The organism is Actinomycetospora cinnamomea (genome assembly GCF_003096675.1).
GTDB classification, from domain to species: Bacteria; Actinomycetota; Actinomycetes; order Mycobacteriales; family Pseudonocardiaceae; genus Actinomycetospora; species Actinomycetospora cinnamomea.
Map to the genome: position 1 here is coordinate 243,834 of NZ_QEKW01000002.1, position 25,289 is coordinate 269,122.

20 protein-coding genes and 1 pseudogene are annotated in these 25,289 nt (G+C 76.4%); 17 read left to right on the forward strand and 4 right to left on the reverse strand.

Annotated elements, in window-relative coordinates; all coding sequences use genetic code 11:
• Positions 1–176: 176 nt before the first annotated feature.
• Genes C8D89_RS05900 through C8D89_RS05915 form a run of 4 tightly spaced genes read left to right on the forward strand, consistent with a single transcriptional unit; the run spans position 177 to position 6,363 of the window.
• Complete coding sequence (locus C8D89_RS05900; RefSeq protein ID WP_165825570.1) at positions 177–4,634, forward strand: sensor histidine kinase; 4,458 nt, start codon at positions 177–179, stop codon at positions 4,632–4,634.
• On the forward strand, positions 4,631–5,053 hold the full coding sequence (locus C8D89_RS05905) for a roadblock/LC7 domain-containing protein (RefSeq protein WP_116707154.1): 423 nt from the start codon (positions 4,631–4,633) through the stop codon (positions 5,051–5,053). The genes C8D89_RS05900 and C8D89_RS05905 overlap by 4 nt, the downstream gene beginning before the upstream one ends.
• 22 nt (positions 5,054–5,075) lie before the next feature.
• Positions 5,076–5,777 carry a DUF742 domain-containing protein gene (locus C8D89_RS30110; protein ID WP_243417884.1) on the forward strand — a complete coding sequence of 234 codons (702 nt, stop codon included), beginning with the start codon at positions 5,076–5,078 and terminating at the stop codon, positions 5,775–5,777.
• Between the two features lie 10 nt (positions 5,778–5,787).
• A complete protein-coding gene (locus tag C8D89_RS05915) occupies positions 5,788–6,363 on the forward strand; it encodes a GTP-binding protein (RefSeq protein WP_116707368.1) in 576 nt (191 codons plus the stop codon).
• 157 nt (positions 6,364–6,520) lie between these two features.
• Here the strand turns inward: C8D89_RS05915 and C8D89_RS05920 are convergent, their stop codons facing one another.
• Positions 6,521–8,893, reverse strand: a complete 2,373-nt coding sequence (locus C8D89_RS05920) for a helicase-associated domain-containing protein (protein WP_116707155.1) — start codon at positions 8,891–8,893, stop codon at positions 6,521–6,523.
• A gap of 100 nt (positions 8,894–8,993) precedes the next feature.
• Between C8D89_RS05920 and C8D89_RS05925 the strand changes: the two genes are divergently transcribed.
• From C8D89_RS05925 to C8D89_RS31075, 5 genes and pseudogenes are all read left to right on the forward strand, one after another.
• Positions 8,994–9,200, forward strand: coding sequence for a hypothetical protein (locus C8D89_RS05925; protein WP_116707156.1), 207 nt, complete (start codon positions 8,994–8,996; stop codon positions 9,198–9,200).
• A gap of 30 nt (positions 9,201–9,230) precedes the next feature.
• On the forward strand, positions 9,231–9,839 hold the full coding sequence (locus C8D89_RS05930; RefSeq protein ID WP_116707157.1) for a nucleotidyltransferase family protein: 609 nt from the start codon (positions 9,231–9,233) through the stop codon (positions 9,837–9,839).
• Between the two features lie 25 nt (positions 9,840–9,864).
• The gene (locus C8D89_RS05935) at positions 9,865–11,331 is read left to right on the forward strand and encodes an NAD-dependent malic enzyme (protein ID WP_116707158.1); all 1,467 of its coding nucleotides are present in this window, start codon (positions 9,865–9,867) and stop codon (positions 11,329–11,331) included.
• A complete protein-coding gene (gene moaC / locus C8D89_RS05940) occupies positions 11,324–11,824 on the forward strand; it encodes a cyclic pyranopterin monophosphate synthase MoaC (RefSeq protein WP_116707159.1) in 501 nt (166 codons plus the stop codon). The genes C8D89_RS05935 and moaC overlap by 8 nt, the downstream gene beginning before the upstream one ends.
• A gap of 7 nt (positions 11,825–11,831) precedes the next feature.
• A pseudogene (locus C8D89_RS31075) lies at positions 11,832–12,760 on the forward strand (molybdenum cofactor biosynthesis protein MoaE).
• An 86-nt stretch (positions 12,761–12,846) separates the two neighbouring features.
• Here the strand turns inward: C8D89_RS31075 and C8D89_RS30705 are convergent.
• The gene (locus C8D89_RS30705; protein ID WP_207787080.1) at positions 12,847–13,554 is read right to left on the reverse strand and encodes a LysM peptidoglycan-binding domain-containing protein; all 708 of its coding nucleotides are present in this window, start codon (positions 13,552–13,554) and stop codon (positions 12,847–12,849) included.
• A gap of 411 nt (positions 13,555–13,965) precedes the next feature.
• Positions 13,966–14,616: a LysM peptidoglycan-binding domain-containing protein gene (locus C8D89_RS05960; protein ID WP_116707161.1), complete on the reverse strand. Its 651-nt coding sequence runs from the start codon at positions 14,614–14,616 to the stop codon at positions 13,966–13,968.
• A 529-nt stretch (positions 14,617–15,145) separates the two neighbouring features.
• Between C8D89_RS05960 and C8D89_RS05965 the strand changes: the two genes are divergently transcribed.
• Genes C8D89_RS05965 through C8D89_RS05975 form a run of 3 tightly spaced genes read left to right on the forward strand, consistent with a single transcriptional unit; the run spans position 15,146 to position 18,349 of the window.
• Positions 15,146–16,039, forward strand: a complete 894-nt coding sequence (locus C8D89_RS05965) for an AAA family ATPase (protein WP_116707162.1) — start codon at positions 15,146–15,148, stop codon at positions 16,037–16,039.
• Complete coding sequence (locus C8D89_RS05970) at positions 16,036–17,172, forward strand: vWA domain-containing protein (RefSeq protein ID WP_116707163.1); 1,137 nt, start codon at positions 16,036–16,038, stop codon at positions 17,170–17,172. Before C8D89_RS05965 ends, C8D89_RS05970 begins: the two co-directional genes overlap by 4 nt.
• Positions 17,165–18,349, forward strand: a complete 1,185-nt coding sequence (locus C8D89_RS05975; RefSeq protein ID WP_116707164.1) for an XdhC family protein — start codon at positions 17,165–17,167, stop codon at positions 18,347–18,349. The genes C8D89_RS05970 and C8D89_RS05975 overlap by 8 nt, the downstream gene beginning before the upstream one ends.
• Before the next feature lie 15 nt (positions 18,350–18,364).
• Here C8D89_RS05975 and C8D89_RS05980 read toward each other — a convergent pair whose 3' ends face one another.
• A complete protein-coding gene (locus C8D89_RS05980; RefSeq protein ID WP_243417886.1) occupies positions 18,365–19,294 on the reverse strand; it encodes a class I SAM-dependent methyltransferase in 930 nt (309 codons plus the stop codon).
• A gap of 99 nt (positions 19,295–19,393) precedes the next feature.
• On the opposite strand from C8D89_RS05980, the gene C8D89_RS05985 reads away from it, so the two are divergent.
• The 5 genes from C8D89_RS05985 (at position 19,394) to C8D89_RS06005 (ending at position 25,285) form a co-directional block, all read left to right on the forward strand.
• On the forward strand, positions 19,394–22,024 hold the full coding sequence (locus tag C8D89_RS05985) for an ATP-binding protein (RefSeq protein ID WP_165825571.1): 2,631 nt from the start codon (positions 19,394–19,396) through the stop codon (positions 22,022–22,024).
• Positions 22,025–22,134: 110 nt separating this feature from the next.
• Positions 22,135–22,836 carry an AzlC family ABC transporter permease gene (locus C8D89_RS05990; RefSeq protein WP_116707167.1) on the forward strand — a complete coding sequence of 234 codons (702 nt, stop codon included), beginning with the start codon at positions 22,135–22,137 and terminating at the stop codon, positions 22,834–22,836.
• Positions 22,833–23,156, forward strand: a complete 324-nt coding sequence (locus C8D89_RS05995; RefSeq protein WP_116707168.1) for an AzlD domain-containing protein — start codon at positions 22,833–22,835, stop codon at positions 23,154–23,156. Before C8D89_RS05990 ends, C8D89_RS05995 begins: the two co-directional genes overlap by 4 nt.
• Entirely contained in the window at positions 23,153–23,857 is a 705-nt protein-coding gene (locus C8D89_RS06000; RefSeq protein ID WP_207787081.1) for a PIG-L deacetylase family protein, read from the forward strand. Before C8D89_RS05995 ends, C8D89_RS06000 begins: the two co-directional genes overlap by 4 nt.
• Before the next feature lie 123 nt (positions 23,858–23,980).
• Positions 23,981–25,285: an iron-containing alcohol dehydrogenase gene (locus tag C8D89_RS06005; RefSeq protein ID WP_116707169.1), complete on the forward strand. Its 1,305-nt coding sequence runs from the start codon at positions 23,981–23,983 to the stop codon at positions 25,283–25,285.
• Positions 25,286–25,289: the final 4 nt, after the last annotated feature.

The following is a 25,289-nucleotide window of genomic DNA, read 5'->3' on the forward strand; positions in this document are numbered from 1 at the left end:
CGTGCTGCCCGCGTGTGCCCGCGCCACGGCGCGGCGTCACCCACGTGCTGCCGTTCGGACCGGTCGGCGCCGACCCTAGCCCATCGCTGGTCACCCTGCGTCGACCAGGGACGCGTTCGGCGTGTGGCGGCGCCCGACCACGTCCGACCGACCGGCGGAACCGGGAGGACCCGTCCGTGACCACCACCGAGCGAGGACCCGAGCGCACGCCCGACCGCGCCTCCGTCCGGTACGGCAGCGAGCCGCGCGACCCCCGCGCGGACGACCGGTCCGGGAGCGACTGGACGGAGAGGCTGGCGCTGCGGAACTGGAGCCTGCCGGTCAAGCTCGCCGCGGTCCTCCTGGTCCCGACGATCTTCGTGCTCACGCTGGGCGTGCTGCGCATCGTCGAGCAGACCGACGAGGCGGCCTCCTACGACGGCGTCCAGCAGGCGGTCTCGCTGGAGGCCAGCACCTCGCAGGTGCTCGACGCCCTCGCCGACGAGCGCTCGGCGGCGGCGGTCTACGCGGCGTCGAACCGGGTCGGCGGGTCGGGCCCGCTCGAGGAGCGCATCGAGGTCACCCGCGACGCGGTCTCCGAGCTGCGCCGGGCCGAGGGCGGCGCCGACTCCCTCGACCAGCAGACCGTGACGGCCTTCAACCAGGCCGACGCCGAGATCGAGCAGCTCGCGCGACTGCGCGACGACGTCATCGACGGCCGCGTCGACGCCGCCGGCGCGATCGCCCGCTACACCGAGACCGTCGACACCCTCGAGGTCTTCGCCCGCTCGCTGTCCCGCGAGGCCGCCGACCCGAGCGTCGCCGGGCTCGCGGCGGGGCTCTACTCGCTGTCGGTGGTGCGCGAGGAGGACGCCTACGTCCAGGCCGTCGTCGCCGCCGGGATCGCGGCGGGCCGCATCGACGCGCCCTCGATCGACCAGGCCCGCAACGCCACGCTGCGCCGCTCGATCGCGGTCGACGACTTCCGCACCGCGATCGGGAGCAACGACGCCGCGCTCGCCGACGCCGTCGTCGGCCCCGACGTCGACAACCGCGACCTGCTGGCGCAGGTCGTGCTCGGCCGGGGCGCCGCCGGGCTGCCGCTGCAGGTGCCGGGACCGGACTGGGAGCGCGCGTCCACCGCGGTCGAGGACCGGGTCGGCGCCGTGTCCGAGCAGCTGCGCGGCCAGCTCCAGGGCCAGGCCTCCGCGCTGCAGCAGGCCGCCCGCAACGACGCCGGCATCTCGTCGGTGATCCTGCTGCTGGCCCTCATCGCCGGCGCGACCGTCGTGTTCTTCGTGACCCGCTCGCTGCTGCGGCCCCTGCGCCTGCTGCGCCGCACCGCGCTCGACGTCGCGGAGCGGCGCCTCCCGCAGGCGGTGCGCAGCCTGCGCGAGGGCGAGGTGCCCGACACCACGATCGTCCCGACGCCCATCACCACGCGCGAGGAGATCGGGCAGGTCGCGCGGGCCTTCGACCAGGTGCACGAGCAGGCGGTGCGCCTGGCGGCCGAGCAGGCCGGCCTGCGCACGGCGTTCAACTCGATCTTCGTCAACCTGTCGCGGCGCTCCCAGGCGCTGGTCGAGCGCCAGCTGCGGCTCATCGAGCAGCTGGAGAACACCGAGGAGGACCCGGAGGCGCTCTCCAACCTCTTCCAGCTCGACCACCTCGCGACGCGCATGCGCCGCAACTCCGAGAACCTGCTCGTCCTCTCGGGCACCGACCTCTCCCGGCGCGGCAGCAAGCCGGTGCCGCTGGTCGACGTGCTGCGCGCCGCGGCGTCGGAGGTCGAGCAGTACCAGCGCATCGACCTCGCGCCGCCGCCCCAGGCCCAGCTGCTCGGGCGCACCGCCAGCGACGTCGTCCACCTGGTCGCCGAGCTGCTGGAGAACGCCACGACGTTCTCCGCGCCCGACACCCGGGTGCAGGTGCGGGGCACGCAGAACGGCGACGGCTCGATCCTCGTCGAGATCCTCGACTCCGGCGTCGGCATGAGCGAGGACGACCTGCACGACGCGAACCAGCGCCTCGACTCGCCGCCGACCGTCGACGTCTCCGCGTCCCGGCGCATGGGCCTGTTCGTCGTCGGGCGCCTGGCCACCCGCCACGGCATCACCGTCGAGCTGCGCAACCGCGAGGAGGGCGGCGTCGCCGCGACGGCGCTGGTGCCCGCGTCCGCGGTGCTCGCCGCCGTGGGGGAGGGTACGGCCGCGGTCACCGGCGGGCGCGGCGGCGACCGGGGACGCGTCCCCGAGCAGGCGCGCGGCGCGTCCGGCCTGCCGCAGCGGGGTCCCCGGCCCGCGGGCGCCGGCTCGTTCTTCGCGCCCGGCGTCGACCCGGAGCAGGGCGGCGAGACCTCCTCGCGCCCGGCGCTGCCGCGCCGCGGGGCGGTCAACGGCGTGCCCGGGACCAACGGGCACGCGGTGCCCGGGCGTGGCCCGGGTGGACCGGCGGGTCCCCGCCGCCCGGAGCAGGGTCCGTCGCGCCCAGCTCCCGCCGAGGCGGGCGCGTCCCCCTCGTCCGGGCCCGCCGACGAGTCGCAGCCCGCGTCGGCGTCGGCCCCCGCGGCCGACGCGCCCGCCGACGTGAGCCCGGCGACGCCCGAGGGCGAGACGCGGGAGCAGGGCGACGGCAGCCGCCACGGCCTCGTCGGCTGCGGCGCGGCGGCGGGGGCGGCGGCGCTGATCGGGGCGGCCGCGGCCCGGCGCCGGCGACCCCTCGACGACTCCGGGCCCGCGGACGGTGAGGAGCCGGCCGACGAGGAGCCCGTCGAGACCCCGGCCGACCGCGAGGACACCGAGCCGGGGCCCGACGCCGAGCCGGAGGTGCCCGACGACGGGGAGCCCGAGCCGTCCGGGCGGCACGTGCTGCGTCCGTCCGGGCCGCCGCCCGCTCCGCTGCCGGGGCCTCCCGGCGGGCCCGCCGGCCCCGTGGGTCCGGGTGGGCCCGGTGGTGCGGGTGGGCCTGGCGGTCAGGGTCGTCCGGGTGGTCAGGGCCGTCCGGGGTGGGCTCCGTCGCCGCCCGGGGGCCGTCCCGGTGGACCGCCGCCGGGGTGGCGTGGTCCCGGGGCGCCCGGTGGACCTCCGCCGGGTCGTGGGCCCGGGGCCTCCGCCGGCCCGTACGGGCCCGCGCCGGTGGGTGCCCGCGGTCCGGTCGCCGGGCCGCCCATGTGGAACAACGCCCCGGTCGTCCCGCCGCCCGGAGGCCCCGTGCCCCCGCGCGCGGAGGAACCGGAGGTCCCGGAGGTCGTCGACCTCGAGGAGACCCCGGAGGACGACGCGTCGACCGCGATCCCCGACGTGTCCGACCAGGTCGCCGACGACCGCGACCACGACCGGGTCACACCCGGCACGGCGGGACTGGCGATCCCCGAGGTGGAGGCGCCCGCGGACGAGGGCCTCGCGGAGGAGGCGCCCGCGGACGAGGGTCCTGCGGACGAGGCGTCCGCGGACGAGGGCCCCGCGGACGGGGCGCTCGCAGACGGGGCGCTCGCAGACGGGGCGCCTGCGGACCGGGCTCCTGCGGAGGAGCCGCCCGCGGGCGAGGCGCCCGCGGGCGACGGGCCCGCGCCCCTCCCGACGCGGCGCGGCACCTTCCCTCTGCGACCGAGGGTGGTACGCCCGCAGCCCCGACCGGCTGCCGAGGACGCGCCGGACGAGGGCCCGGCGCCGGTCGTACCCGACGAGCCCCCCGTGTCGGAGACGCCGCACGAGGGCGCCGGCGAGGGCGTCGAGGCCGACCCGGGCGAGGCCCCGGTCGCGGGCGGGCCCGCTCCGGACGGGGCGGTGACCGACGCGGCCGAGGTGGCCGACGCCGAGCCGGACACGTCCCTCGAGCGGCGGTCGCCCGGGCGGCGGCTGCCTCGCAGCGGGGTGCCGTTCTCGCCGGGGATGGCACCGCGGCTGCGGCCACGTCGACCGGCCGAGCCACCGGCCGCGGAGCCGACCGCGGAGCAGGCGACGCGCGCCGAGCCGGCCTCCGTCGGCGAGCCGGTGGACGAGGACCCGACCCCGGCGCCGGGCGCCCTGCCGACGCGGGGCGATGCGCCGGAGGCCGGCGGCCTGCCCCGCCGCGCCCCGCGCCCGGCCCCCGCCGAGCCCCGGGCCACCGGGGACGACGGCGGCCGCCTGTTCGACCCCGCGCCGACGGTGAACGGCGGCAACGGGCACGCCGGGGGCGGCGGCGTTCGTCCCGGCCGTGCGGTGCCCGAGCGGCTCCCGCTGCGCGCCGGCGCCCCGCACCGCGAGCGCACGCCGATCTACGACGAGGTCGCGTCGGCGTGGTTCCGCGAGGCGGCACCGTCGGCGGGCCCGGACGAGGCCGAGTGGGCCTCCACCTCGGGCGACGAGGGTTGGCGGGCCGCGGCCGCGACAGCGGAGGCGCTCGACGCGGGCGCCGGCGCGGGCACCACCGAGGCGGGCCTGCCCCGGCGTCGCCCGCGGGCTCACCTCGTGCCCGGGGCCGCCCGCACCGGGGGACCGGGCGAGGGCCCGGCCCCCGGCGGAACGGGCCCGCGACGCAGCGCGGAGGCGATCCGTGGACGTCTCGCGAGCTACCAGCAGGGCGTGGCCGACGGCCGGACCACCCGCCGCGCCCGACCGGCCGACACCGCGGGCGAGCCCGACGCGCGCCCCGGGGACAAGGAGGAGCAGTGACCGGAGCCCAGTCGCAGCCGAGCCGCTTCGGCTGGTTGGTCTCGAACTTCGCCGAGCGGGTGCCCGGGGTGGCGCACGCGGTCGTGGTGTCGGCCGACGGGCTGCTGCTGACGGCGTCGAACCGCCTGCCCCGCGACCGCGCGGACCAGCTCGCGGCCGTGGCCTCGGGGCTCGTGAGCCTCACGCAGGGCGCCGCGCGCTGCTTCGAGGCCGGCGAGGTCGTGCAGACGGTGGTGGAGATGGAACGCGGGATCGTGCTGCTCATGTCCATCAGCGACGGCTCGTGCCTGGCCACCCTCGCCGCCCCGAACTGCGACATCGGGCTGGTCGGGTACGAGATGACGTTGCTGGTCGACCGGGTCGGCCAGCTGCTGACCCCGGAGCTCCGCGCCGAGCTGCAGGGGTCGGCCGTGCGATGACCGCGTCGAGGGGGTGACGACGGTGAGCGATGAACCCGAGGGGTCCTTCGCCGACGTCCTCAACGGGATCAGCGACTCCGCGCCGCGCCCGAAGGGGGGACGGCGGGGCCTGTTCCGGCGACGGCGCGCGTCCGAGGCGCCGGGCGAGCCGGACGTCCCGGACGTCACCGACGCACCCCCGGTAGCCGCGGCTCCCGAGGTCGACCCGCCGAGCGGGGGCACCGTCGCCGCCAACGGCTACCTCTACGGCGATGGGGTCGACGGTGCCGCGGGCGCGCACGCCCTGGCGCCCGGGGAGCCGCGCACCGCGCCGTACGGTGTCCCCCGCCCGGGGCCCCCGCGGCACGAGCTCCCGGAGCCCGGGCCCCCGGGGGAGCGCGCCGACGACGTCGCGATCGTGCGCCCCTACGCCTGGACCGGCGGGCGGACCCGCCCGGTCTACGACCTCGCCGTCGAGACCCTGGTCTCGGTCGGCGCCGCGGGCCGCGACCCGTCGCGGATCCCCCAGTACGAGCACCGTGCCGTGGCCGAGCTGTGCCGCGAGCCCCGATCGGTCGCGGAGGTGGCCGCGTTGCTGTCGCTGCCGCTGGGCGTCGCCCGGGTGCTCATCGGTGACATGGCCTCCCAGGGCACCGTCGTGGTGCACCAGACCGCCTCGACCTCGGGCGACGTCCCGGACCGGGCGCTGATGGAAAGGGTGTTGAGTGGACTTCGACGGCTCTGACGCAGCCCTCGTGGCCGAGCCCGTCCCGACGACCACCTCCGCCAAGATCGTCGTGGCCGGCGGGTTCGGGGTCGGCAAGACGACGTTCGTGGGCTCGGTCTCGGAGATCGACCCGCTGACCACCGAGGCGGTCATGACCGACGCCAGCGCGGGCGTGGACGACCTGTCCGCGGTGCCGAGCAAGCGCACCACCACGGTGGCGATGGACTTCGGCCGCGTGTCGCTGGACTCCGACCTGATCCTCTACCTGTTCGGCACGCCCGGGCAGGACCGGTTCTGGTTCATGTGGGACGACCTCGTGCGCGGCGCGATCGGCGCCGTGGTCCTCGCCGACACCCGCCGGCTGGCCGACTGCTTCGCCGCCGTCGACTTCTTCGAGGACCGTCGCCTGCCCTACGTCCTCGGGGTGAACTGCTTCGACGGCGTCCTGCGCCACGACCTCCAGGACGTGCGCGAGGCCCTGGCCATCGACCCGTCGGTGCCGATCCTGACCGTCGACGCCCGCGACCGGGAATCGACGAAGGAGGCGCTCATCGCGCTGGTCGAGCACGCGATGCAGGTCTGGGCGGTCGGCGCCCGGGCCTGACGCACCCCCGCCGCAGCCGTCGCAGCGAACGCGCTGTTCGCTGCTTCTAGGCGCGCGAACTCCCCGTTCGCATCCGGCCCAGCCGGTGATCAACGGGGACTTCGTACGCCTAGAAGCAGCGAGATACCCGTTCGCTGCACCAAGGGCAGGCGGCCGGTCAGCGGTCGGCGAGCACGCTGACCGAGGTGATGCGGTGCAACGCGAAGGACAGCGGCGAGCTCCCCGACCCGCCGAGGACGTCGCCGTGGGTGTCCCCGTCGTCCTCGATGCCCTCGAGCACACCGCCGCCGACGCGCAGGGGGCGCACGACGCGCTGGGACGCCGTGCCGTGGGCGTCGACGTAGCCGATCCAGACGCTGCGGCCGGTGCGGGCGGCCTCGGCGAGGACGGCCACGGTCGCGGAGGTGGCCGAGCGCCCCGATACCCCGCCGGCGGCGGTGCGGCCCCGCGACGCGGCGGCGGCACGGTCGCCCGCGCGGAGCTGCGCGACGAGGGCGGTGACCTGGTCGTCGGACAGCGACGGGGTCCCCCCGTGCGCGCGCTCGGGGCGGCGGGCGGGGGCCCGCTTGCCGCGGGGGCGCAGGTCGAGCACGCCGCCGACGTCGTCCTCGGCGACCGGGGAGAGCCCCGCGGCGCGCAGGGCGTCGAGCACCTCGACCAGCGGCTGGGGGCTGACGAGCACGGTGGGCGCGATGCGGCGCAGCTCGAGGCGCTCGGCCTCGGGGTGGGCGAGCACCTCGGCGACGAGCGCCTCGTCCTCCGAGCGCAGGAACGACGCCGCGGCCCCGCCGCGCAGGCGCCCGTGGCGGCGGGCGACGTCGTCGACGAGGTAGGTCAGGCCCTGCGGCACCGGGGTGGCCGAGCGCGCGCGGAACAGCTCGTGCAGGTCGGCGGCCGTCTGCCCGAGATCGAGCGCGCGCCGGACGGTGGCCTCGGTGATGCGGTAGACCGTCGCCCCGCCGGCGGACTCGACGTCGGCGACACGATCGAGGGCGGCAGCGAGCTCGGGCTCGAGGCGCCCCGGGGCGACGGCGGTGAGGTCGGCCTGCAGGAGCACGTGGTCGACGGGCGCGGGCAGGGCGCGGCGCAGCGCGGCGGCCGCGGCCCCGTCCGGGTCGTCACCCGGGCCACGCGCGACGGCCAGCAGCTCCCGGGTCGCCGAGGTGACCGCGTCATGGGCCACCAGCCCCAGCGTCGTGGCCTCGCGCAGCACCGTGCGCACCATCTCGTCGCGCTGCCGCCCGCCCTTGCGCGGGGCGCGCCAGGCCAGGGAGGCGACGAGGTCGTCGGCGTGGGGCGGGCCGTCGCCGTCGTCGAACTCGCACAGCCGGTCGAGCACCCGGCGCCGCAGCGCGGGCGCCCACGGCCGGCGGGCCTCGTCCGACAGCGGGCCGATGAGCTTGTCCCCGCTGTCCCGCGCGCCCACCAGCGACGGCGCGCGGGGTGTCTCGAGCCATCCCCGGGCCAGGGCCACCCAGCGCACGTCGGGGCCGGAGGCGAGCCAGCGGTCGACGGTGACGGTCGGCGTCCACGCCGGGGCCCCACGTCCGTTCTCCGGGCCCTCGGAGACGGCGATCAGCCCGGCGCCGGCCAGCACCTCGACCAGCAGCGCGGCCCCGGCCTCGTCGAGCCCCAGCTCGCGGGCCACGCGGCGCAGGTCACGGACCCCGAGCCCGCCCGAGCGCAGCACCGCCGGCGGCTGCGACGACCAGGCGGTGAGCACGGTCTCCGCGCGCCGGACGAGCTCGAGGACCTCGCCGGCGGCGGTGGCGTCGACGTCGGCGGGGTCGTGGGTGCGCGGCGGGGGCATGGGGTCGGCGACCGGCACGTCGCCCAGCGGCCGGTCGAGGCGCACCGCGAGGGCGGCCTCCCGGCTGAGCTCGACGGTCTCGTGGTCGACGCGGTGCAGCACGCCGGCGGCGAGCAGTCGCCCCACCGGCCCGTCGTCGGGACCCTGCGCGCGGCTGCGCCCGACCGGCCCGTCGGCGGCCAGGGCGTCGACCACGGCCCTCTCGTCGGCGGGCAGCGCGGCGACGACGTCGGCGGGATCGTCCGCGGTGGCGATCGCGGAGAACTCGGGGGCAGGGCGCCCGAGCCCGCCGGGGTAGCGCACCGACACGTCGCGCAGCGCGGGCACCGCGCGCAGCCCGGCGGTGGCGTCGGGGTCGGCACGGGGCAGCGAGGGCGTCACCGTGGAGCCGTCGGGCCAGACCAGCGCGCGGAGCTCGAGATCGGCGAGCGCCGCGCGGCCGGCGTCGGCGCGGTCGGGCCCGAGCAGCGCGAGGACGTCACCGGTGGCGGCGGCCGCCTCGTCGGCGCGCACCACGAGCAGCGCGTCGACGACCTGCAGCGTGAAGGCGTCGAGGTCCTCGCACGCGCGACCCACCGACATCCGCACGCTCGCGCGGGTGGCCACGACGCCGGTGTCGGCCGGGGCGGGCAGCGCGAGGTCCGGGCGCGCACGCAGCAGCGCGCCCAGGGCGTCGTCGTCCCGGGCGCGCAGGTGGTCGAGGAGGGTCCGGCCGGACATCGCCTCCCACGGTAGTCGGGGTCGGACGCGGGCACCCCCGAGGTGCGGCAGACTGGAGCCCCGCCGACCGGCGGGCGAGGACGGCGGGAGGAGCCCGGGCATGGCCGACCACGACGAGGGCCGCGAGCAGTCGACCGTAGTGCCGCGCCAGGACCCCTGGTGGCCGGAGGTGGAGGGTGGCCACCCGATCACCGAGCTGATGGCGCCCACGCAGGGCTCGCCGTCGCCGTTCGGGGACACCGAGTTCCCGCTCCCGGCCGACCAGCTCGGCTACGAGCACCCGGTCACCGAGATCAACCGCAGCTGAACCCCGGGACGTGAGCGGAGCCGGACCATCGTGACCGTCGCGGGCCTGCTCCTCGCCGCGGGCGGGGGTCGGCGGATGGGCCGGCCGAAGGCCGCGGTCGAGCTCGACGGCGAACCGCTCGTGGTCCGGGCGCTGCGGGCCCTGCACGCGGCGGGGACGGCGCCCGTCGTCGTGGTCCTCGGCGCCGGCCTGCCCGCCGTGGCGGACCTGCTGCCGGCCGGCACCCCGTGGGTCCCGGCCCCGGGCTGGGACACCGAGGGTCAGGCCGCGTCGCTGCGCGCCGGGCTGGACGCGCTGGCGGACACGGACGCGGACGCGGTGCTCGTGTCGCTGGTGGACACCCCGGGCATCGGGCCCGCGGCGCTGGCCCGGGTCGCGGCGCACGCGACGGGCCCGGACGCGCTGGCCCGCGGGGCCGTGGACGGGCGGGCCGGTCACCCGGTGCTGCTCGGCCGGGGGCACTGGGCGGCCGTGCGCGCGGCGGCCGCCGGCGACGCGGGCGCCCGGGGGTTCCTCCGGGGCCGCGACGACGTCGCGGTGGTGGAGATCGGGGACGTGGCGGTCGGCGACGACCTCGACACCCCGGAGGACCTGGAACGCTGGGCCGGGACGCGGAGCGGAGCCGAGCCGGCGTCGTGAGGGCAGCACGAGAGGAGACAGCACGGTGACCGTTCCCGGACCGGGGTACGCGATCACGGCCCGCGTCGAGGCCCCGGCGAGCGCGACCGCGGCGGGCGACCTCGCCGTCGCCGTCGGCCGCGTCGGCGGTGTGATGACCGCGTTCGACGTCGTCGAGTCGCGCACCGACTCGATCATCGTCGACATCAGCTGCAACGCCCTCTCCGAGGAGCACACCCAGCAGATCACCCATGCGCTCGGCGCCCTCGACGGCGTGCGGGTGCGCAACGTCTCGGACCGCACGTTCCTCGTGCACCTCGGCGGGAAGATCGAGGTCAACCCCAAGGTCGGCCTGCGTACCCGCGAGGACCTCTCCCGCGCCTACACACCCGGCGTCGCCCGGGTCTGCCAGGCCATCGCCGCCCGGCCGGACGACGCGCGCAGCCTGACCATCAAGCGCAACACGGTCGCGGTGGTCACCGACGGCTCGGCGATCCTGGGGCTGGGCAACCTCGGGGCCGCGGCCGCGATGCCGGTGATGGAGGGCAAGGCGGCGCTGTTCAAGCGCTTCGCCGGCGTCGACGCGTGGCCGGTGTGCCTGGACACCCAGGACACCGAGGAGATCATCCGCACGGTGCAGCTCCTGGCCCCGGTGTACGGCGGGATCAACCTCGAGGACATCGCCGCGCCCGCGTGCTTCGAGATCGAGGAGCGGTTGCGCGAGGCGCTGGACATCCCCGTCTTCCACGACGACCAGCACGGCACCGCCGTCGTCGTGCTCGCCGCCCTGCGCAACGCGCTGCGCGTCGTCGGCAAGGAGATGAACGAGTGCCGCGTCGTCGTCTGCGGGGTGGGCGCGGCGGGCTCGGCGATCATCCGCCTGCTGCTGCCGCTGGAACCCGCCGACCTCGTCGCGGTGGACGTCGAGGGGATCATCCACCCCGAGCGGCCCGGGCTGCACCCGAGCCTGGAGTGGGTGGCCGAGCGCACCAACCGCGAGCGGCGCACCGGCGACCTGCACGACGCGATGCCGGGCGTCGACGTCTTCATCGGCGTCTCGGCGCCGAACCTGCTGCGCGAGGCCGACGTGGCCGGCATGGCCGACAAGGCCGTGGTGTTCGCGCTGGCCAACCCGGACCCCGAGATCGACCCCTCGATCGCCCAGCGGCATGCCGAGGTCGTCGCCACCGGCCGCTCGGACTATCCGAACCAGATCAACAACGTGCTGGCCTTCCCCGGCATCTTCCGTGGGCTGCTCGACGCGCACGCCCGGGGCATCACCGACGAGATGCTCCTCGCCGCAGCCGCGGCCATCGCCGACGTGGTCGCCGAGCCCAACCCGTTGTTCATCGTGCCCAGCGTCTTCGACAGCACCGTCGCCCCCGCCGTGGCCGGGGCGGTGCGCAAGGTCGCCGAGCGCGTGCGGGAGCAGGGGCAGGGCCCCGTCGACATCGGCGACGCGCTGGCGCTCGGCGAGGAGACCGCCCGCGCGGTGGAGACGTCGGATGAGTGAGCAGGGTCCCGGCCCGGGAGGCCTGACGCACGTCGACGCGACGGGCGCGGCGCGCATGGTCGACGTCGGCGACAAGGAGGTCACGCGGCGCACGGCGACGGCGACGGGCGTGGTGCGCACGACCCCCGAGGTCACCGCGGCGCTGCGCGACGACACCGTGCCGAAGGGCGACGCGCTGGGCGTCGCGCGGGTCGCGGGCATCATGGGCGCGAAGCGCACCCCCGACCTCGTCCCGTTGTGCCACCCGATCCCGCTGGCCGGGGTGACGGTCGACCTCGCGGTCGGCGACGACCACGTCACCATCACCGCCACCGCGCGCAGCGCCGACCGGACCGGCGTCGAGATGGAGGCGCTGACGGCCGTGGCCGTCGCCGGGCTGACACTGCACGACATGATCAAGGCACTGGACCCGGCGGCGACGCTGGACGCGGTGCGCCTCGAGCGCAAGGAAGGGGGACGCTCCGGTGTCTGGACCCGCCCCGACGGACGGTGACGACCCGATCGACCCGACGGACCCCACCCGGCGCGCCCGTGTCGTGACCGCGTCCAACCGCGCCGCCTCGGGCGTCTACGCCGACCGCGGCGGACCGATCATCGTCGAGTGGCTGCGCGGGTTGGGCTTCACCACGCCCGACCCCGTGGTCGTGCCCGACGGGGAGCCGGTGGCCGCGGCGCTGCGCGAGGCGGTCGCCGACGGCGCCCACGTCGTCCTCACCACCGGCGGCACCGGCATCGCCCCCACCGACGCGACGCCCGAGGCGACCCGCGCGGTCATCGACTACGAGGTGCCCGGCCTCGCCGACGCGATCCGCCGCGCCGGCGCGGACGCGGTCCCGACCTCGGTGCTCTCGCGTGGCGTGGCAGGGGTCGCCCGGCGCACCCTGGTGGTGAACCTGCCCGGGTCCCCGGGCGGGGTGCGCGACGGCCTGGCCGTGCTCGAGCCCGTGCTGGCCCACGCCGTCGACCAGATCCTGGGAGGGGACCACCCGTGAGCACCGCCGTCCCGGCCCGCGTGCTGCGCGCGACCGTCACCGAGGAGCCCCTGGACGTCTCCGAGCATGCCGCGCTCGTCGACGACGCCGCGGCCGGCGCGGTGGTGACGTTCGCGGGTGTCGTGCGCGACCACGACCACGGCCGCTCGGTGACCGCGCTCGACTACGAGGGCCACCCGACCGCCGCGGCGGTCGTCGAGAAGGTGGCCGCCGAGGTCGCGGGCGGCTTCCCCGGCGTGCGCGCCCTCGCCGTGACCCACCGCGTCGGCCCCCTGGGGATCGGCGATGTGGCCCTGGCCTGCGCCGTCGCCGCCGAGCACCGCCGCGAGGCGTTCGACGCCTGCAGCGAGCTCGTCGACGCGGTCAAGCGCGAGCTGCCGGTGTGGAAGCGCCAGGAGTTCACCGACGGCACCGAGGAATGGGTCAACTGCCCCTGAGAGCGCACCGGCTTGCGGAGCGAGGGCGTCCCTGACTGCGTGGGACGCAGCGAAGGCGTCCCTCGCTCCGCGGAGCCGACGCCCGCTCAGGCCATCGACAGCGTCTGCCCCGGGAAGATGAGGTCCGGGTCGGTCGCGACGTCGGGGTTGGCCTGCGCCAGCGAACGCCACGACGACCCGTTCGCGGCCGCAATGGAGCTGAGCGTGTCGCCGGCCTTCACGGTGTAGGAGCCCGCGCCCGAGGAGCCGGTGTCGCGCACCGTACGGGTCTGGGCCGAGCCGGAGTCGGACCCGGAGTCGGAGTCGTCGGAGGAGGACGACGACGAGGACGAGGACGACGAGGACGAGGACGACGAGGACGACGAGGACGACGAGGACGACGAGGACGACGAGGGCACGTCGCTGTTCGGGGAGTTGTCGGTCTGCCCCGTCTTGCGCGAGCAGGTCGGCCAGGCGTTCATGCCCTGCCCGGCCTTGACGCGCTCGGCGACGCGGATCTGCTCCTCGCGGCTGGCGTCCTCGGGCTGGCCGGAGCCGCCGAACGCTCGCCAGGTCGAGTCGGTGAACTGCAGGCCGCCGCCGAAGCCGTTGCCGGTGTTGATGCTCCAGTCGCCGCCGCTCTCGCACTCGGCGAGCGCGTCCCAGTCGGTGTCGGCGTGCGCGGCGGGGGCGGCGAGCAGGGCCGCCGGGATGACGGGCGCGCCCGCGGCGACGAGGGCGAGCCCGGCGCGGCCGAGGCGCCCGGGGCGGCGGGGCGCGCGGTGACGGGCGGGTCGGGATCGGGCGTGGTCCACGGGTCTCCTCGGGGCCGCGTCGAGCCGCCGTACCGGGCCGTCGCGGAAGGGGGAGCGGACGGCGGGTCCGGTCGTCGGGTCCTGTCCGGGCGGGGAGCCGGGGGATCGGGGCCCGCCGGACAGGACGCGCTCGGGCTCCGGTCGGCCCCGCCGTACGGGCCGACGCGACGAGGCTAGATCCGTGCGGGCGTCACGGCGGGTGGCTCTCAGCTTCGTGAGGTGGCGAGGAGATCACGGCCGAGTGACGAACAGGCAGCTCCGCGGTCACACGATCACTGAGTGCGACGATCTGCGTGCGGACCGTACCTGAGACGGAGTGACCGGTCTCACATCGCATTTCCCGGAGGCCGACGCACGACGACCCCGGCCCCACGCGGGGGACCGGGGTCGTCGCGGGAACGAGCGAGGGCGTCAGACCGAGAGCGTCTGCCCCACGGAGAGCTCGTCCGGGTTGCTGAGGCCGTTGGCCTCGGCGAGCGACTTCCACGAGACGCCGTGCGCCGAGGCGATCTCGCTCAGCGTGTCGCCACTGGCGACCGTGTACGAGCCGGAGCCCGACCCGGAGGTGGACGACACGCTCTCGGTCTCCGCCGAGGAGTCGGAGGAGTCCGAGGAGCTCGAGGAGCTCGAGGAGTCCGAGGAGCTCGAGGAGCTCGACGACTCCGAGGAGCTCGACGAGCCCGAGCTCCCGGTGTTGGCCGAGTTGTCGGTGTTGCCGGTCTTCTTCGAGCACGTCGGCCAGGCGTTCATGCCCTGCTCGGCCTTGACGCGCTCCGCGACCTGGATCTGCTCCGACCGGCTGGCGTTCTCCGGCTGGCCGGAGCCGCCGAAGGCCTTCCACGTGGAGTCGGTGAACTGCAGGCCGCCACCGAAGCCGTTGCCGGTGTTGATGCTCCAGTCGCCGCCGCTCTCGCACTGGGCGAGCTCGTCCCAGTCGGTGTCGGCCGAGGCGATGCCGGTGCCGAGCGCCAGCGGGGTCGCCGCCACCGCGCCCACGAGCACGAACTGCGCCGCTCGCCGTCCGAGGGCGCGCGTCAGCGACTCATCAGTGTTCCGAGCCATGACCTCTCTCCGTACCGCGCCTTGGTGGGCCGGGCCTCACGGGCGGATCGCCGGCCGGTTCCACGCGGCCTCACCGCCCGGGGTGTGGTGCACCCGGGCTCCTCGTCCTCACGCCCGTCCGGTCCGCAACTTTCTGCTCGGGTCTCCCGGGGCCGCTGGACGGGCGCTCGGCGCGGCGACCCCGGGGGTGTGCGACTCCCCGCGGGGCAGGACCGGTCCGGTCCTCGGTGGGAGCCGTTGGCGAAGGTACGGAGCCCACAACAGGTTTCAACCCGGGCGCCGTGCGACCGCCGTCACCCCATCGCGACCTTCTCGTGACCAGCGAGGGCGGAGAATCGCTGCTCACGAGGCGAGTCGATCACGGCGACGCAAGCGTTTCCGCGGTGTGTCGCAGATCCGATCTGTGCCTGGCCTCACGGCTGCGGCGCGGCCGTTCGGAGCAGGCAACCTGAGGACGCCCAGGTCGGTGGGGGTCATCCTGCCCGGTCGTCCGGTGGCTGCGCGATCAGGGCGGGGGCATGCTGGACGGGTGACCGCACCGACCGCCACCAGCCCGGACGACCTCGCGCGCGCCCTCGACGAGACCGGCTACCTCGCCGATGCGGGCCTGGCGTCGGCGGCCTTCCTCGCCCTGCGCATGGGCCGGCCGCTGTTCTGCGAGGGCGAGCCGGGCACCGGCAAGACCGCGCTGGCGCAGGCGCTGTCCGAGGCGCTGGGTCTGCCGCTCGTGCGGCTGCAGTGCCACGAGGGCATCGACGCGGCGCAGGCGCTCTACGACTGGGACTTCCCGCGCCAGCTGCTGCACCTGCGCGCGCTGGAGGCCGCGGCGAGCGCGTCGCACACCGAGCTCGACGTCGACGCCGTCGAGTCCTCCCTCTACGACCGTCGCTTCCTGCTCGCGCGCCCGGTGCTGCAGGCCATCCAGGAGGCGCCCTGCGTGCTGCTCGTCGACGAGGTCGACCGGGCCGACGACGAGTTCGAGGCCTTCCTGCTCGAGGTGCTCGCCGAGAACTCGGTCACGATCCCGGAGGTCGGGGTCGTCAAGGCCGCGACGCCGCCGCTCGTGGTGCTGACGTCCAACCGCACGCGCGAGGTGCACGACGCCCTCAAGCGCCGCTGCCTCTACCTCTGGCTCGAGCACCCCGACCTCGCCCGCGAGACCGCGATCCTGCGCCGCCGCCTGCCCGACCTGCCCGAGGAGCTCGCGGCCCAGGTCGCGCAGGCCGTGCAGGGGCTCCGTGGGCTGGACCTGCTCAAGCCGCCCGGGGTCGCCGAGTCGATCGACTGGGCGCAGGCCCTGCAGCTCGTCGGCGCCCGCCGGCTCGACCTCGCCTCGGCGACGGCCACGCTCGGCGCGGTGCTGAAGTACCGCGAGGACGCCGACCGGGCCCGCGACAAGCTGGACGCCCTGCTCGCGTCATGACCGCCGCCGCGCCACCGGACGGTGACGCCGTCCTCTCGGACTTCGTCGCCTTCACCCGCCTCGTCCGCAACGCCGGCGTCCCGGTCACCACCGACCGTGTCGCGGCCTACCTGCAGGCGCTGCGCCTCTCCGACCTCGCCAGCGAGGTCGCCACCTACTGGGCCGGGCGCCTGACGCTGTGCGCCGACCCCGACGACGTCGCGCGCTACGACCACGCGTTCGCCGCGTGGTTCTCCGCCGACCCGCGCGACCAGCGCATGGGCCGCCCGGCGCCGCCCAAACCGCGCATCTCGACGATGGCCGCGCTCACCGACCCGCCGCCGGGATCGGGCGCCGACGGCGACGAGGAGACCCCGGAGCTGCGCGTCGCGGCCTCGGGGGAGGAGATCCTGCGCGACCGCGACATCGCCGAGCTCTCGATCGGCGAGCGCGAGCACCTCAGGCAGCTGCTGGCGCTGCTGCGTCCCGCCCCGCCGCGGCGCCGCGCTCGGCGCCGGGGCCCGGCCCGCCGCGGCGAGCCGGACCCGCGGGCCACGCTGCGCGCGGCGCTGGCCAACGGCGGCGAGATCGGCGACCTGCGCCGCCGCGCGCGCCGGGTGCGCCCGCGCCGGGTCGTGCTGCTCATCGACGTGTCCGGCTCGATGAGCCCGTACGCCGACACCCTGCTGCGCTTCGCCCACGTCGTCACCCGCCGCACGCCGAGCGCGGTGGAGACGTTCACGCTCGGCACCCGGCTGACCCGCGTGACCCGCGAGCTGCGCCAGCGCGACCCGGAACGGGCGCTGGCCGACGCCGGCCGCGCGATCCCGGACTGGTCGGGCGGCACCCGGCTCGGCGAGGTGCTGCGCGCGTTCCTCGACCGCTGGGGCCAGCGCGGCGTCGCCCGCCGGGCCGCGGTCGTCGTCTTCTCCGACGGCTGGGAGCGCGGGGGTGCCGACCTGCTCGGCGAGCAGGCGGCGCGGCTCGCGCGCCTGGCGCACTCGGTGGTCTGGGTCAACCCGCACGCCGGCAAGAGCGGCTACGCGCCCGTGCAGGGGGGAATCGCGGCCGCCCTCCCGCACGTTGACCGGTTGCTGGCGGGTCACTCGCTGGCCACGTTGGCGGAACTGCTGGAGGTGCTGCGGGATGCGTGACGTGCTGCCGACGCTCGAGAGCTGGTGGGCCGAGGGCCGACCGGCCGCCCTGGCCACCGTGGTCGGGACCTTCCGTTCCGCGCCACGCCAGCCCGGCGCGTCGATGCTCGTCGGGGACGACGGCCAGGCGGTGGGCAGCGTCTCCGGGGGCTGCGTCGAGGGTGCCGTCTACGAGCTCGGCTCCGGCATCCTCGAGGGCACGGATCCGGCGACCCTGCAACGCTACGGCGTCTCCGACGACGACGCCTTCGCCGTCGGCCTGACCTGCGGCGGCATCCTCGACGTCTACGTCGAGCGGGTCGACCGGGAGTCGTTCCCGCAGCTCGGCGAGATCGCGGCCGCGGTGCGCGAGCACCGGTCGGTGGCCGTGGCCACCGTCGTGTCCGGGCCCGCCGAGCGCGTCGGGCGCCGCCTGGTGGTCTGGCCCGAGTCGGTCGAGGGCACGACGGGCTCGGCGCGCCTCGACGACGCCCTGCGCGACGACGTGCGCGGGCTGCTCGCCGCCGGGCGCTCCGCGCTCGTGTCCTACGGCACCGACGGTGAGCGCCGCGGCGAGGGCCTGCAGGTGTTCGTCGAGTCCTTCGCCCCGCCGCCCCGGCTGATCGTCTTCGGCGCGATCGACTTCGCTGCCGCGGTCGCGCGGATCGGCACGTTCCTCGGGATGCGGGTCACCGTCTGCGACGCCCGGCCCGTGTTCGCGACGTCGAGCCGCTTCCCGGAGGCCCACGAGGTCGTCGTCGAGTGGCCGCACCGGTACCTGGCCAAGGAGGCCGAGGCCGGGCGCATCGACTCGCGCACCTCGCTGGCCGTGCTCACCCACGACCCCAAGTTCGACGTGCCCCTGCTCGAGGTGGCCCTGCGCCTGCCCGAGATCGGCTACATCGGCGCCATGGGGTCGCGGCGCACCCACCTCGACCGCCGCCAGCGCCTGCTCGACGCCGGCGTCACCGAAACCGAGCTGGCCCGGATGTCCAGCCCGATCGGCCTCGACCTCGGCGCCCGCACCCCCGAGGAGACCGCGGTGTCCATCGCCGCGGAGATGATCGCCCAGCAGTGGGGCGGCCGGGGCACACCGCTGTCGGATCGCGAGGGCCCCATCCACTCCGAGTCCAACGTCGAGCCGGCGGTGTCGGCCGCCTCCCTGTCGGCGGCCCTGTCCCCGACGGCCCAGGCCTGACGCCGGATCCCGCCGTCAGGCCGTGACGCGGGCGGTGAGCAGCAGGTACTCCCAGTCCATCACCGTCGTACCCGTGCCGCGGTCGTGGCGGGCGGCGACCGCGGCGATGTCGCGGTCGAGCGCGGCGGTGCGCTTGGGGTCGTCGGCGACGTTGCGGTAGGCGACGATCGTCGGCCCGTAGGTCTCCCGCCAGTAGGCCCGGAACGTCTCCGGGGACTCGAACGCCGTGACCGTCACCGTTCGGGTGCGGGTCTCGACGTCGGTGACGCGGTCGCCGAGCAGCGTGCGCACGTGCTCCTCGTCGCCCCACAGCGGTGGCGGCTGCGCGCCCGGCGGGGGCGGGGGCATGTACGGCTTCATCGTCCGGAAGAGGTCGCCGATGAAGCCCGTGGGCGTCCAGCTGATCAACCCGATGCGCCCGCCCGGGCGGCACACGCGGACGAGCTCGTCGGCCGCCAGCTGGTGGTGCGGCGCGAACATGACGCCCACGCAGGACAGCACCGCGTCGAAGGTGTCGTCTCCGAAGGGGAGCGCCTCGGCGTCGCCCTCCTGCCACTGCACCGCGACGCCCGCGCGCTCGGCGGACGCCCGGCCGGCGTCGAACAGCTCCGGGGTGAGGTCGGAGGCGACGACGTCGGCGCCGGCCCGCGCGGCGGGTACGGCGACGTTGCCGGTGCCGGCGGCGACGTCGAGCACGCGGTCGCCGGGGCGGATGCCGGCGGCGGTGACGAGGACCGGGCCGAGCTCGGGGATCAGCCGCGCGGCGACGTCGGGGTAGTCGCCCATCGCCCACATCGCGCGGTGCTTCGCCTTGAGCGTGCGGTCGGCGTCGGTGGCGGTGATCGGGGTCGTCGCCGTGATGTCGGTCGTGTCGGTCATCGTCGTCTCCTCGGTGTCACCGGCCGGGGTCGCCCCGACCGCCACCAGGAGGGTGCGCGTGATCACGTACCGGGTCCATGGGGGACTCCTCCCCATGTTCTGTTGACGCCTACTGCTCTGTTCAGGTCATATCCGGACCCCTGCCCATCACCTAACGTGAGTAGGGTGCAGTTGCTCGAGCGCGACGACGAGCAGCGCCTCCTGGAGCGGGCCTGGCGGGAGGCGCGGTCGGGCGCGGGCTCCGTCGTCCTGCTGGCGGGCGAGTCGGGCATCGGCAAGACCTCGCTGGCCCGCCACGTGGCGGACGGCCTGGAGGGGGCCGAGGTCCTGTGGGGAGTGTGCGACCCGCTGGGGGTGCCCCGGCCGCTCGGCCCGCTGCACGACGTCGCCGCCGACCTCGGCGAGCCCGTGGCCGGGCTGCTCCATGCGGGCGCCCCGCCGCACGAGATCCACCGCGCGCTGCTGGAGGTGCTGACCGCCCGACCGGTGCTGCTCGTCGTCGACGACCTGCAGTGGGCCGACGAGGCGACGATCGACCTCCTGCGCTTCCTCCTGCGCCGCATCGCCCGCTCCCGCTCGCTCGTCCTGGCCACCTACCGCGCGGACGAGCCGGACCCGCAGCCGGCGCTGCGGGCCCTGCTCGGCGACGTGGCGCGCACGCCCACCGCGACCCGCGTGGAGCTCGGGCCGCTGTCGGTCGCCGCGGTGACGGCGCTGGTGGGCGAGCGGGACATCGACCCCGCGGACGTGCACCGGATCACCCGCGGCAACTCGTTCTTCGTCACCGAGGTGATCTCCCAGGACGGGGCCCTGCCGGTCTCGGTCCGCGACGCCGTCCTCGCCCGCACCGCGGGGCTCGACGCCGACGCCCGCGACCTCGCCGATCTGCTGGCCTGCGCGCCCGGTGCCGTCCCCGAGGCGCTGCTGCCGGCCCTCGGCGTGGGGATCGGCCCGCTGCGTGCGCTCCACGGCGCGGGCCTGATCGCGCGTGACCGGCGGGGCATCACCTACCGCCACGACATCTGCCGGCTCGCGGTCGCCGGCGCCCTCCCACCCGGCGGCGAGATCGAGCTGCACCGGCGGATGCTCGAGGCCTTCGAGACGCTGCCCGACCCGGACCCGGCGCTGCTCGCCCACCACGCCCTGGCGGCGGGCGACGACTCGCGGGTCTTCCGCTACGCCGCGCGGGCCGGCCGCGTCGCGGCTGCGTCGGGCGCCCACACCGAGGCCGCGAGGTTCTTCTCCACGGCCCTCGACCGGGCGCCGCGCGACGCGCTCGGTGCCCGGGCGGGGCTCTGCGAGCTGCTCTCGAGCGAGCTCTTCCTCACCAACCGCCTCACCGAGGCGATCGCGACGGGCCATCGCGCGATCGGGTGGCGGCAGGCCGAGGGCGACCTCGACGGCGTCGGCGCCGGGCACCGGTCCCTGGCCGCGTACTCCTGGTACCACGGCGACCGCCCGGGCGCGGTGGCGCACGCGGCCACCGCCGTTGCGGTGCTCGAACCCCGCGCCACCCCCGGCAGCCGCAGCGCCGCCCTGCTCGGCCACGCCCTCGCGACCCAGGCCTTCCTGTCCGTGCAGGACAGCGACCTGCCGACCGCGGTCGCCCGCCTCGACCGGGCCCGCGCCGTCGCCGCGGGCGCGGTGGACGACCAGCTCACCGTCCGGCTCACCGTCGTCGACGCGATGATCGGCATGATGACCGGCGACGGGACCGCCCGGGACCGGCTGCACACGTTCCTCGACGCCGTGGGCGAGGACATCGAGGTGGAGCACTCGACGGGGTGGAGCAACCTGGCCAACCTCGACGTCGAGTGGCGGCGGCTCGACGCCGCGGAGAAGGCGCTCGACCGGAGCCTGCCGCTGACCGTGCAGTGGGAGTACCCGTTGTGCCACGACTGGCAGCGCGGCGTGCGGGCGCGTCTGCGGATGCTGCGCGGCGCGTGGGACGAGGCCGCGCACGACGCGACCGCCGTGCTCGCCGAGAGCGGCTCGCTGCTGACCCACACCTGGCCCTCCCTGGTCCAGGGGCTCGTCGCGCTGCGCCGCGGCGTCCCGGGCGCCGACGCCCACCTCGAGCGCGGCCACGACCTCGCCCAGCTCTTCGGTGAGCCGCTGCGCCTCCTCCCCGCGGTGTCGGCCCTCGCCGAGCGTTCCTGGGTGACGGGGCGGCCCGACCCCCGCCTGGAGGGGGCCGCGGCGCTGCTGGCCGACGGCGGGTCGCGCCCGGGCAGCGCGTGGTCGGGCGGGGAGCTCGCCGTGTGGCTGGCGCGCCTCGGTCACGTCGTCGAGGCCCCGCCCCTTCCCGAGGACTCCCCGTACCGCCTGGCGCTCGCCGGCCGGGCGCGGGCGGCCGCGGAGCGCTGGCACGAGCTCGGGTCGCCGTACGAGGAGGCCCTCGCGCTGGTGGACACGGGCGAGACCGACGCGGTGTTCGCGGCGCTGGAGCTGCTCGACCGGCTCGGCGCGGACGCGGTCGCGGCCAAGGTCCGTCGCGACCTGCGTGCCCGCGGTGTCAGCGGCGTGCCCGCCCGACCGCGGGCCACCACCCGCACCAACCCGGCCGGGCTCACCGCGCGTCAGGTCGACGTGCTGCGCCTCGTCGCCGAGGGGCTGACCAACGCGGAGATCGCGTCACGGCTGTTCATCTCGGAGAAGACCGCGGACCACCACGTGTCGGCGATCCTCGCGAAGCTCGACGTGCCCACCCGGCGCGAGGCCGCGGTGGCCGCGCGGGCGCTGGGGCTCCTGCCCGAGCGGCGCCGCGGCTCGCGCGACGCGACGGTCACCACCTAGCCCACACCTCGCCCGCCGGCCGGCCCCCGCCCCGCGTGGGGGGTGACGCAGAGCAAGGTGGGGAGCGGTCGCCGATGCCGTGACCGGGCGCTCGGCGGCACCGTCGGCGCATGGACATCACCCTGCGTCACTCGCCCACCGTCGAGGTGCGGGCCGCGCTGCGCGACCTCGCCCCGGTGATGGTCGGCCTGGCGCCCTTCGCGCTCCTGATCGGCGTGACCGGCGTCCGGTCCGGTGTCGGCGGCGGCACCGGGGTGCTCTCGTCCGCGGTCCTGCTCGGGGGGAGCGCGCAGCTCACCGGGCTCACGATGCTCGCCGGCGGCGCCGCACCGCTCGCGCTGGTCGCCGCGGTCACGCTCGTCAACGCGCGTTTCCTGCTCTACGCCGCGGCGATCGAGCCGAGCTTCCGCGACCAGCCGCGGTGGTTCCGGTGGGTCGGCCCGCAGTTCGTCGTCGACCCCACCTACGCGATGGTCACCCGCCGCGGCGATCTCGCCGACCCGGGCCGGTTCCGCCGCTACTGGCTGACCGCCGGCGTCGGGCTCGCCGCCGCCTGGGTGGGTCTGACGGTGCTGGGGGTCGTGCTCGCCCCCGTCCTCCCGGACTCGGCGGCCCTCGACGTCGCCGCGCCGGCGATGTTCCTGGCCGTGCTCGTCCCCCAGCTGCGCGCCCGGCCCGCCCGCGCCGGCGCGTCGGCCGCGGCCGTCACCGCCGTGGTCGCCTCACCCCTGCCCGACGGGATCGGCCTGCTGTGCGGCATCGCCGTCGGCGTGCTCGCGGCCACCCTCAGCGACCGGAGCCCGTCGTCATGACCTCCACCCTGATCCTGCTCGCCGCGGCCGTCGCGACCTACGCGCTGCGGACCGTGCTCATCACCGTCGTGCCCGCCCACCGCCTGCCCGCAGCCCTGCGCCGGGGGCTGGGCCACCTCGCCCCGGCCGCCCTCGCCGCGCTCGTCGCGACGGCCGTCGTGGGCCGCGGCGGGCTGCCCGTGCTGTTCGTCCCCGGCCCGGTGCACGCCGCGCTCGTCGCCCTCGCCGTCGCCGCGCTCGTCGCGTGGCGGACCCGCAATCCCGCCCTGCCCGTCCTGGCCGCCGTCGCGGTCCTGCTCTGCTGGGAGGTCCTGCCGTGACCCGCACCCTGCTCGGCGTCTGGGCCCACCCCGACGACGAGACGTTCCTGTCCTCCGGCCTGCTGCTCGACGCCCGTGCGCGCGGTGACCGGGTCGTGCTCGTGACCGCCACCCGCGGCGAGCACGGCACCGACGACCCGGCCCGCTGGCCGCCGGACCGGCTCGGCGCCCACCGCGCCCGGGAGCTGGACGCCGCGCTCGCCGTCCTCGGCGTCACCGAGCACCGCTGGCTCGGCTACACCGACGGCACCTGCCCGCTCGTGCCCGAGCGGACGGCGGCCGAGCGGATCGCGGCGATCGTCGACGAGATCGGTCCGGACACGATCGTCACCTTCGGCCCCGACGGGGTGACCGGGCACGCCGACCATCGCGCCGTCGGGCGCTGGGCCCGCCGGGCCTGGCGGGCCGCGGCGCCCGGCGCCACGCTGCTCGAGGCGGTGCTGCCCCGCGGCTTCGCCCGTCGATTCGCGGAGATCAACGAGACGTTCGGCGTCTTCATGGACGGGCCGGCGCCCGAGGTCGAGGCGGACCTGCACCTGCGCCTCGACGGTGAGCGGCTGGACCGCAAGATCGCTGCGATGCTCGCGCAGGACAGCCAGACGCGGCGCCTCGTCGAGGGGGTCGGGCTCGCGACCTTCCGGAGCTGGTGGGCCGAGGAGGCGTTCGTCCGGCGAACGTTGGCCGGTGCGCAGGCGGCCTGACGGTGCTGATCGATCGGGCGCCTCGTACTCCGAACGGAGCAAGACCGAACTCATCGGTCACCCTGCCGTCCCCCGCTGTCCGTCTGTAACGTGGGCAACCAAACGTCCTGAGAAGGGGGCAGCGTGGTCCTCGTCGACAGCGTGACCCGCGCGGGGGACTCGGTCATCGCGCGCCGCCGCCCCGAGGAGGCCCCGGTCGACGCGACCGTCTCCCCGACGCGGCGCCCGGCCGACCGGGCCGCGAGCCGTCCGCGCGCCGCCACGCCGCGGCTCGCGAAGTTCCACGTGCCGGAGATCCTCTTCGGGCCGGGGTCGCTGCCCGAGGCCGCGCACGCCGCGGTGCGCCTGGGCGCGCGGCGCCCGCTGCTCGTCACCGACCCCGGGCTCGTGGACGCCGGGTGGCCGGCACAGCTGTGCGCCCACCTCGCCGACGCCGGACTGCGCGCGTCGGTGTGGGACGGCGTCACGCCCAACCCGAAGGACCACGAGATCGCCGCGGGGCACCTGGCCTACCTCGAGCAGCGCTGCGACGTGATCGTCGCGCTCGGCGGCGGCTCGGTGATCGACGCGGCCAAGGGCATCGCGCTGCTCGCCGGCAACGGCGGCACCATCCTCGACTACGAGGGCGTCGACCGGATGGCCCTGCCCATCCCGCCGCTGGTGATGGTGCCCTCGACCTCGGGCACCGGCGCCGACGTCTCGCAGTTCTGCATCGTCACCGACACCCGGCGCAACACCAAGATCACGATCCTGGGCCGCGCGCTGGTGCCCGACGTCTCGGTGGTCGACCCCCACCTGCTGGTCACCATGCCCGACTGGCTGAACGCGGCCACGGGGCTCGACGCGCTCACCCACGGCATCGAGGCCTACGTCTCCCGGGCGCACAACCCGTTGACCGACCACCACGCGCTGCAGGCCATCGCCCTGGTCGGCGAGCACCTCGAGCGCACGATGGACCACCCGTCCGAGGAGGCCGCGCGCACCTGCATGGCGCAGGCCGCCCTCGAGGCGGGGCTCGCGTTCACCAACGCGATCCTCGGGGCCGCCCACGCGATGAGCCACCAGGTCGGTGGCCTGCTCGACCTGCCGCACGGCGTCATCAACGGCGTGCTCCTGCCGCACGTGATCCGTTTCAACGCCGAGCCGGACCCCCACCGCTTCGTCCCGATCGCGCAGGCGCTGGGTCTGCCCGGCGACATCACGCCGGACTCGACGGCCGGCGCCGCGGAGGCCGCCGAGTGGGCCGCGTGCGAGGTCCGCCGCCTCGCCGACGAGCTCGGCGTGCCGAAGGGCCTGGGCGAGATCGGTGTCACCGAGTCCGACGTCGGGCTGCTCTCGGCGATGACGCTGGCCGACGCGTGCCTGTCGACCAACCCGCGCGAAGCAGACCAGGCCGACATCGAGACGCTGTTCCGGGCGGCGCTGTAGTGAC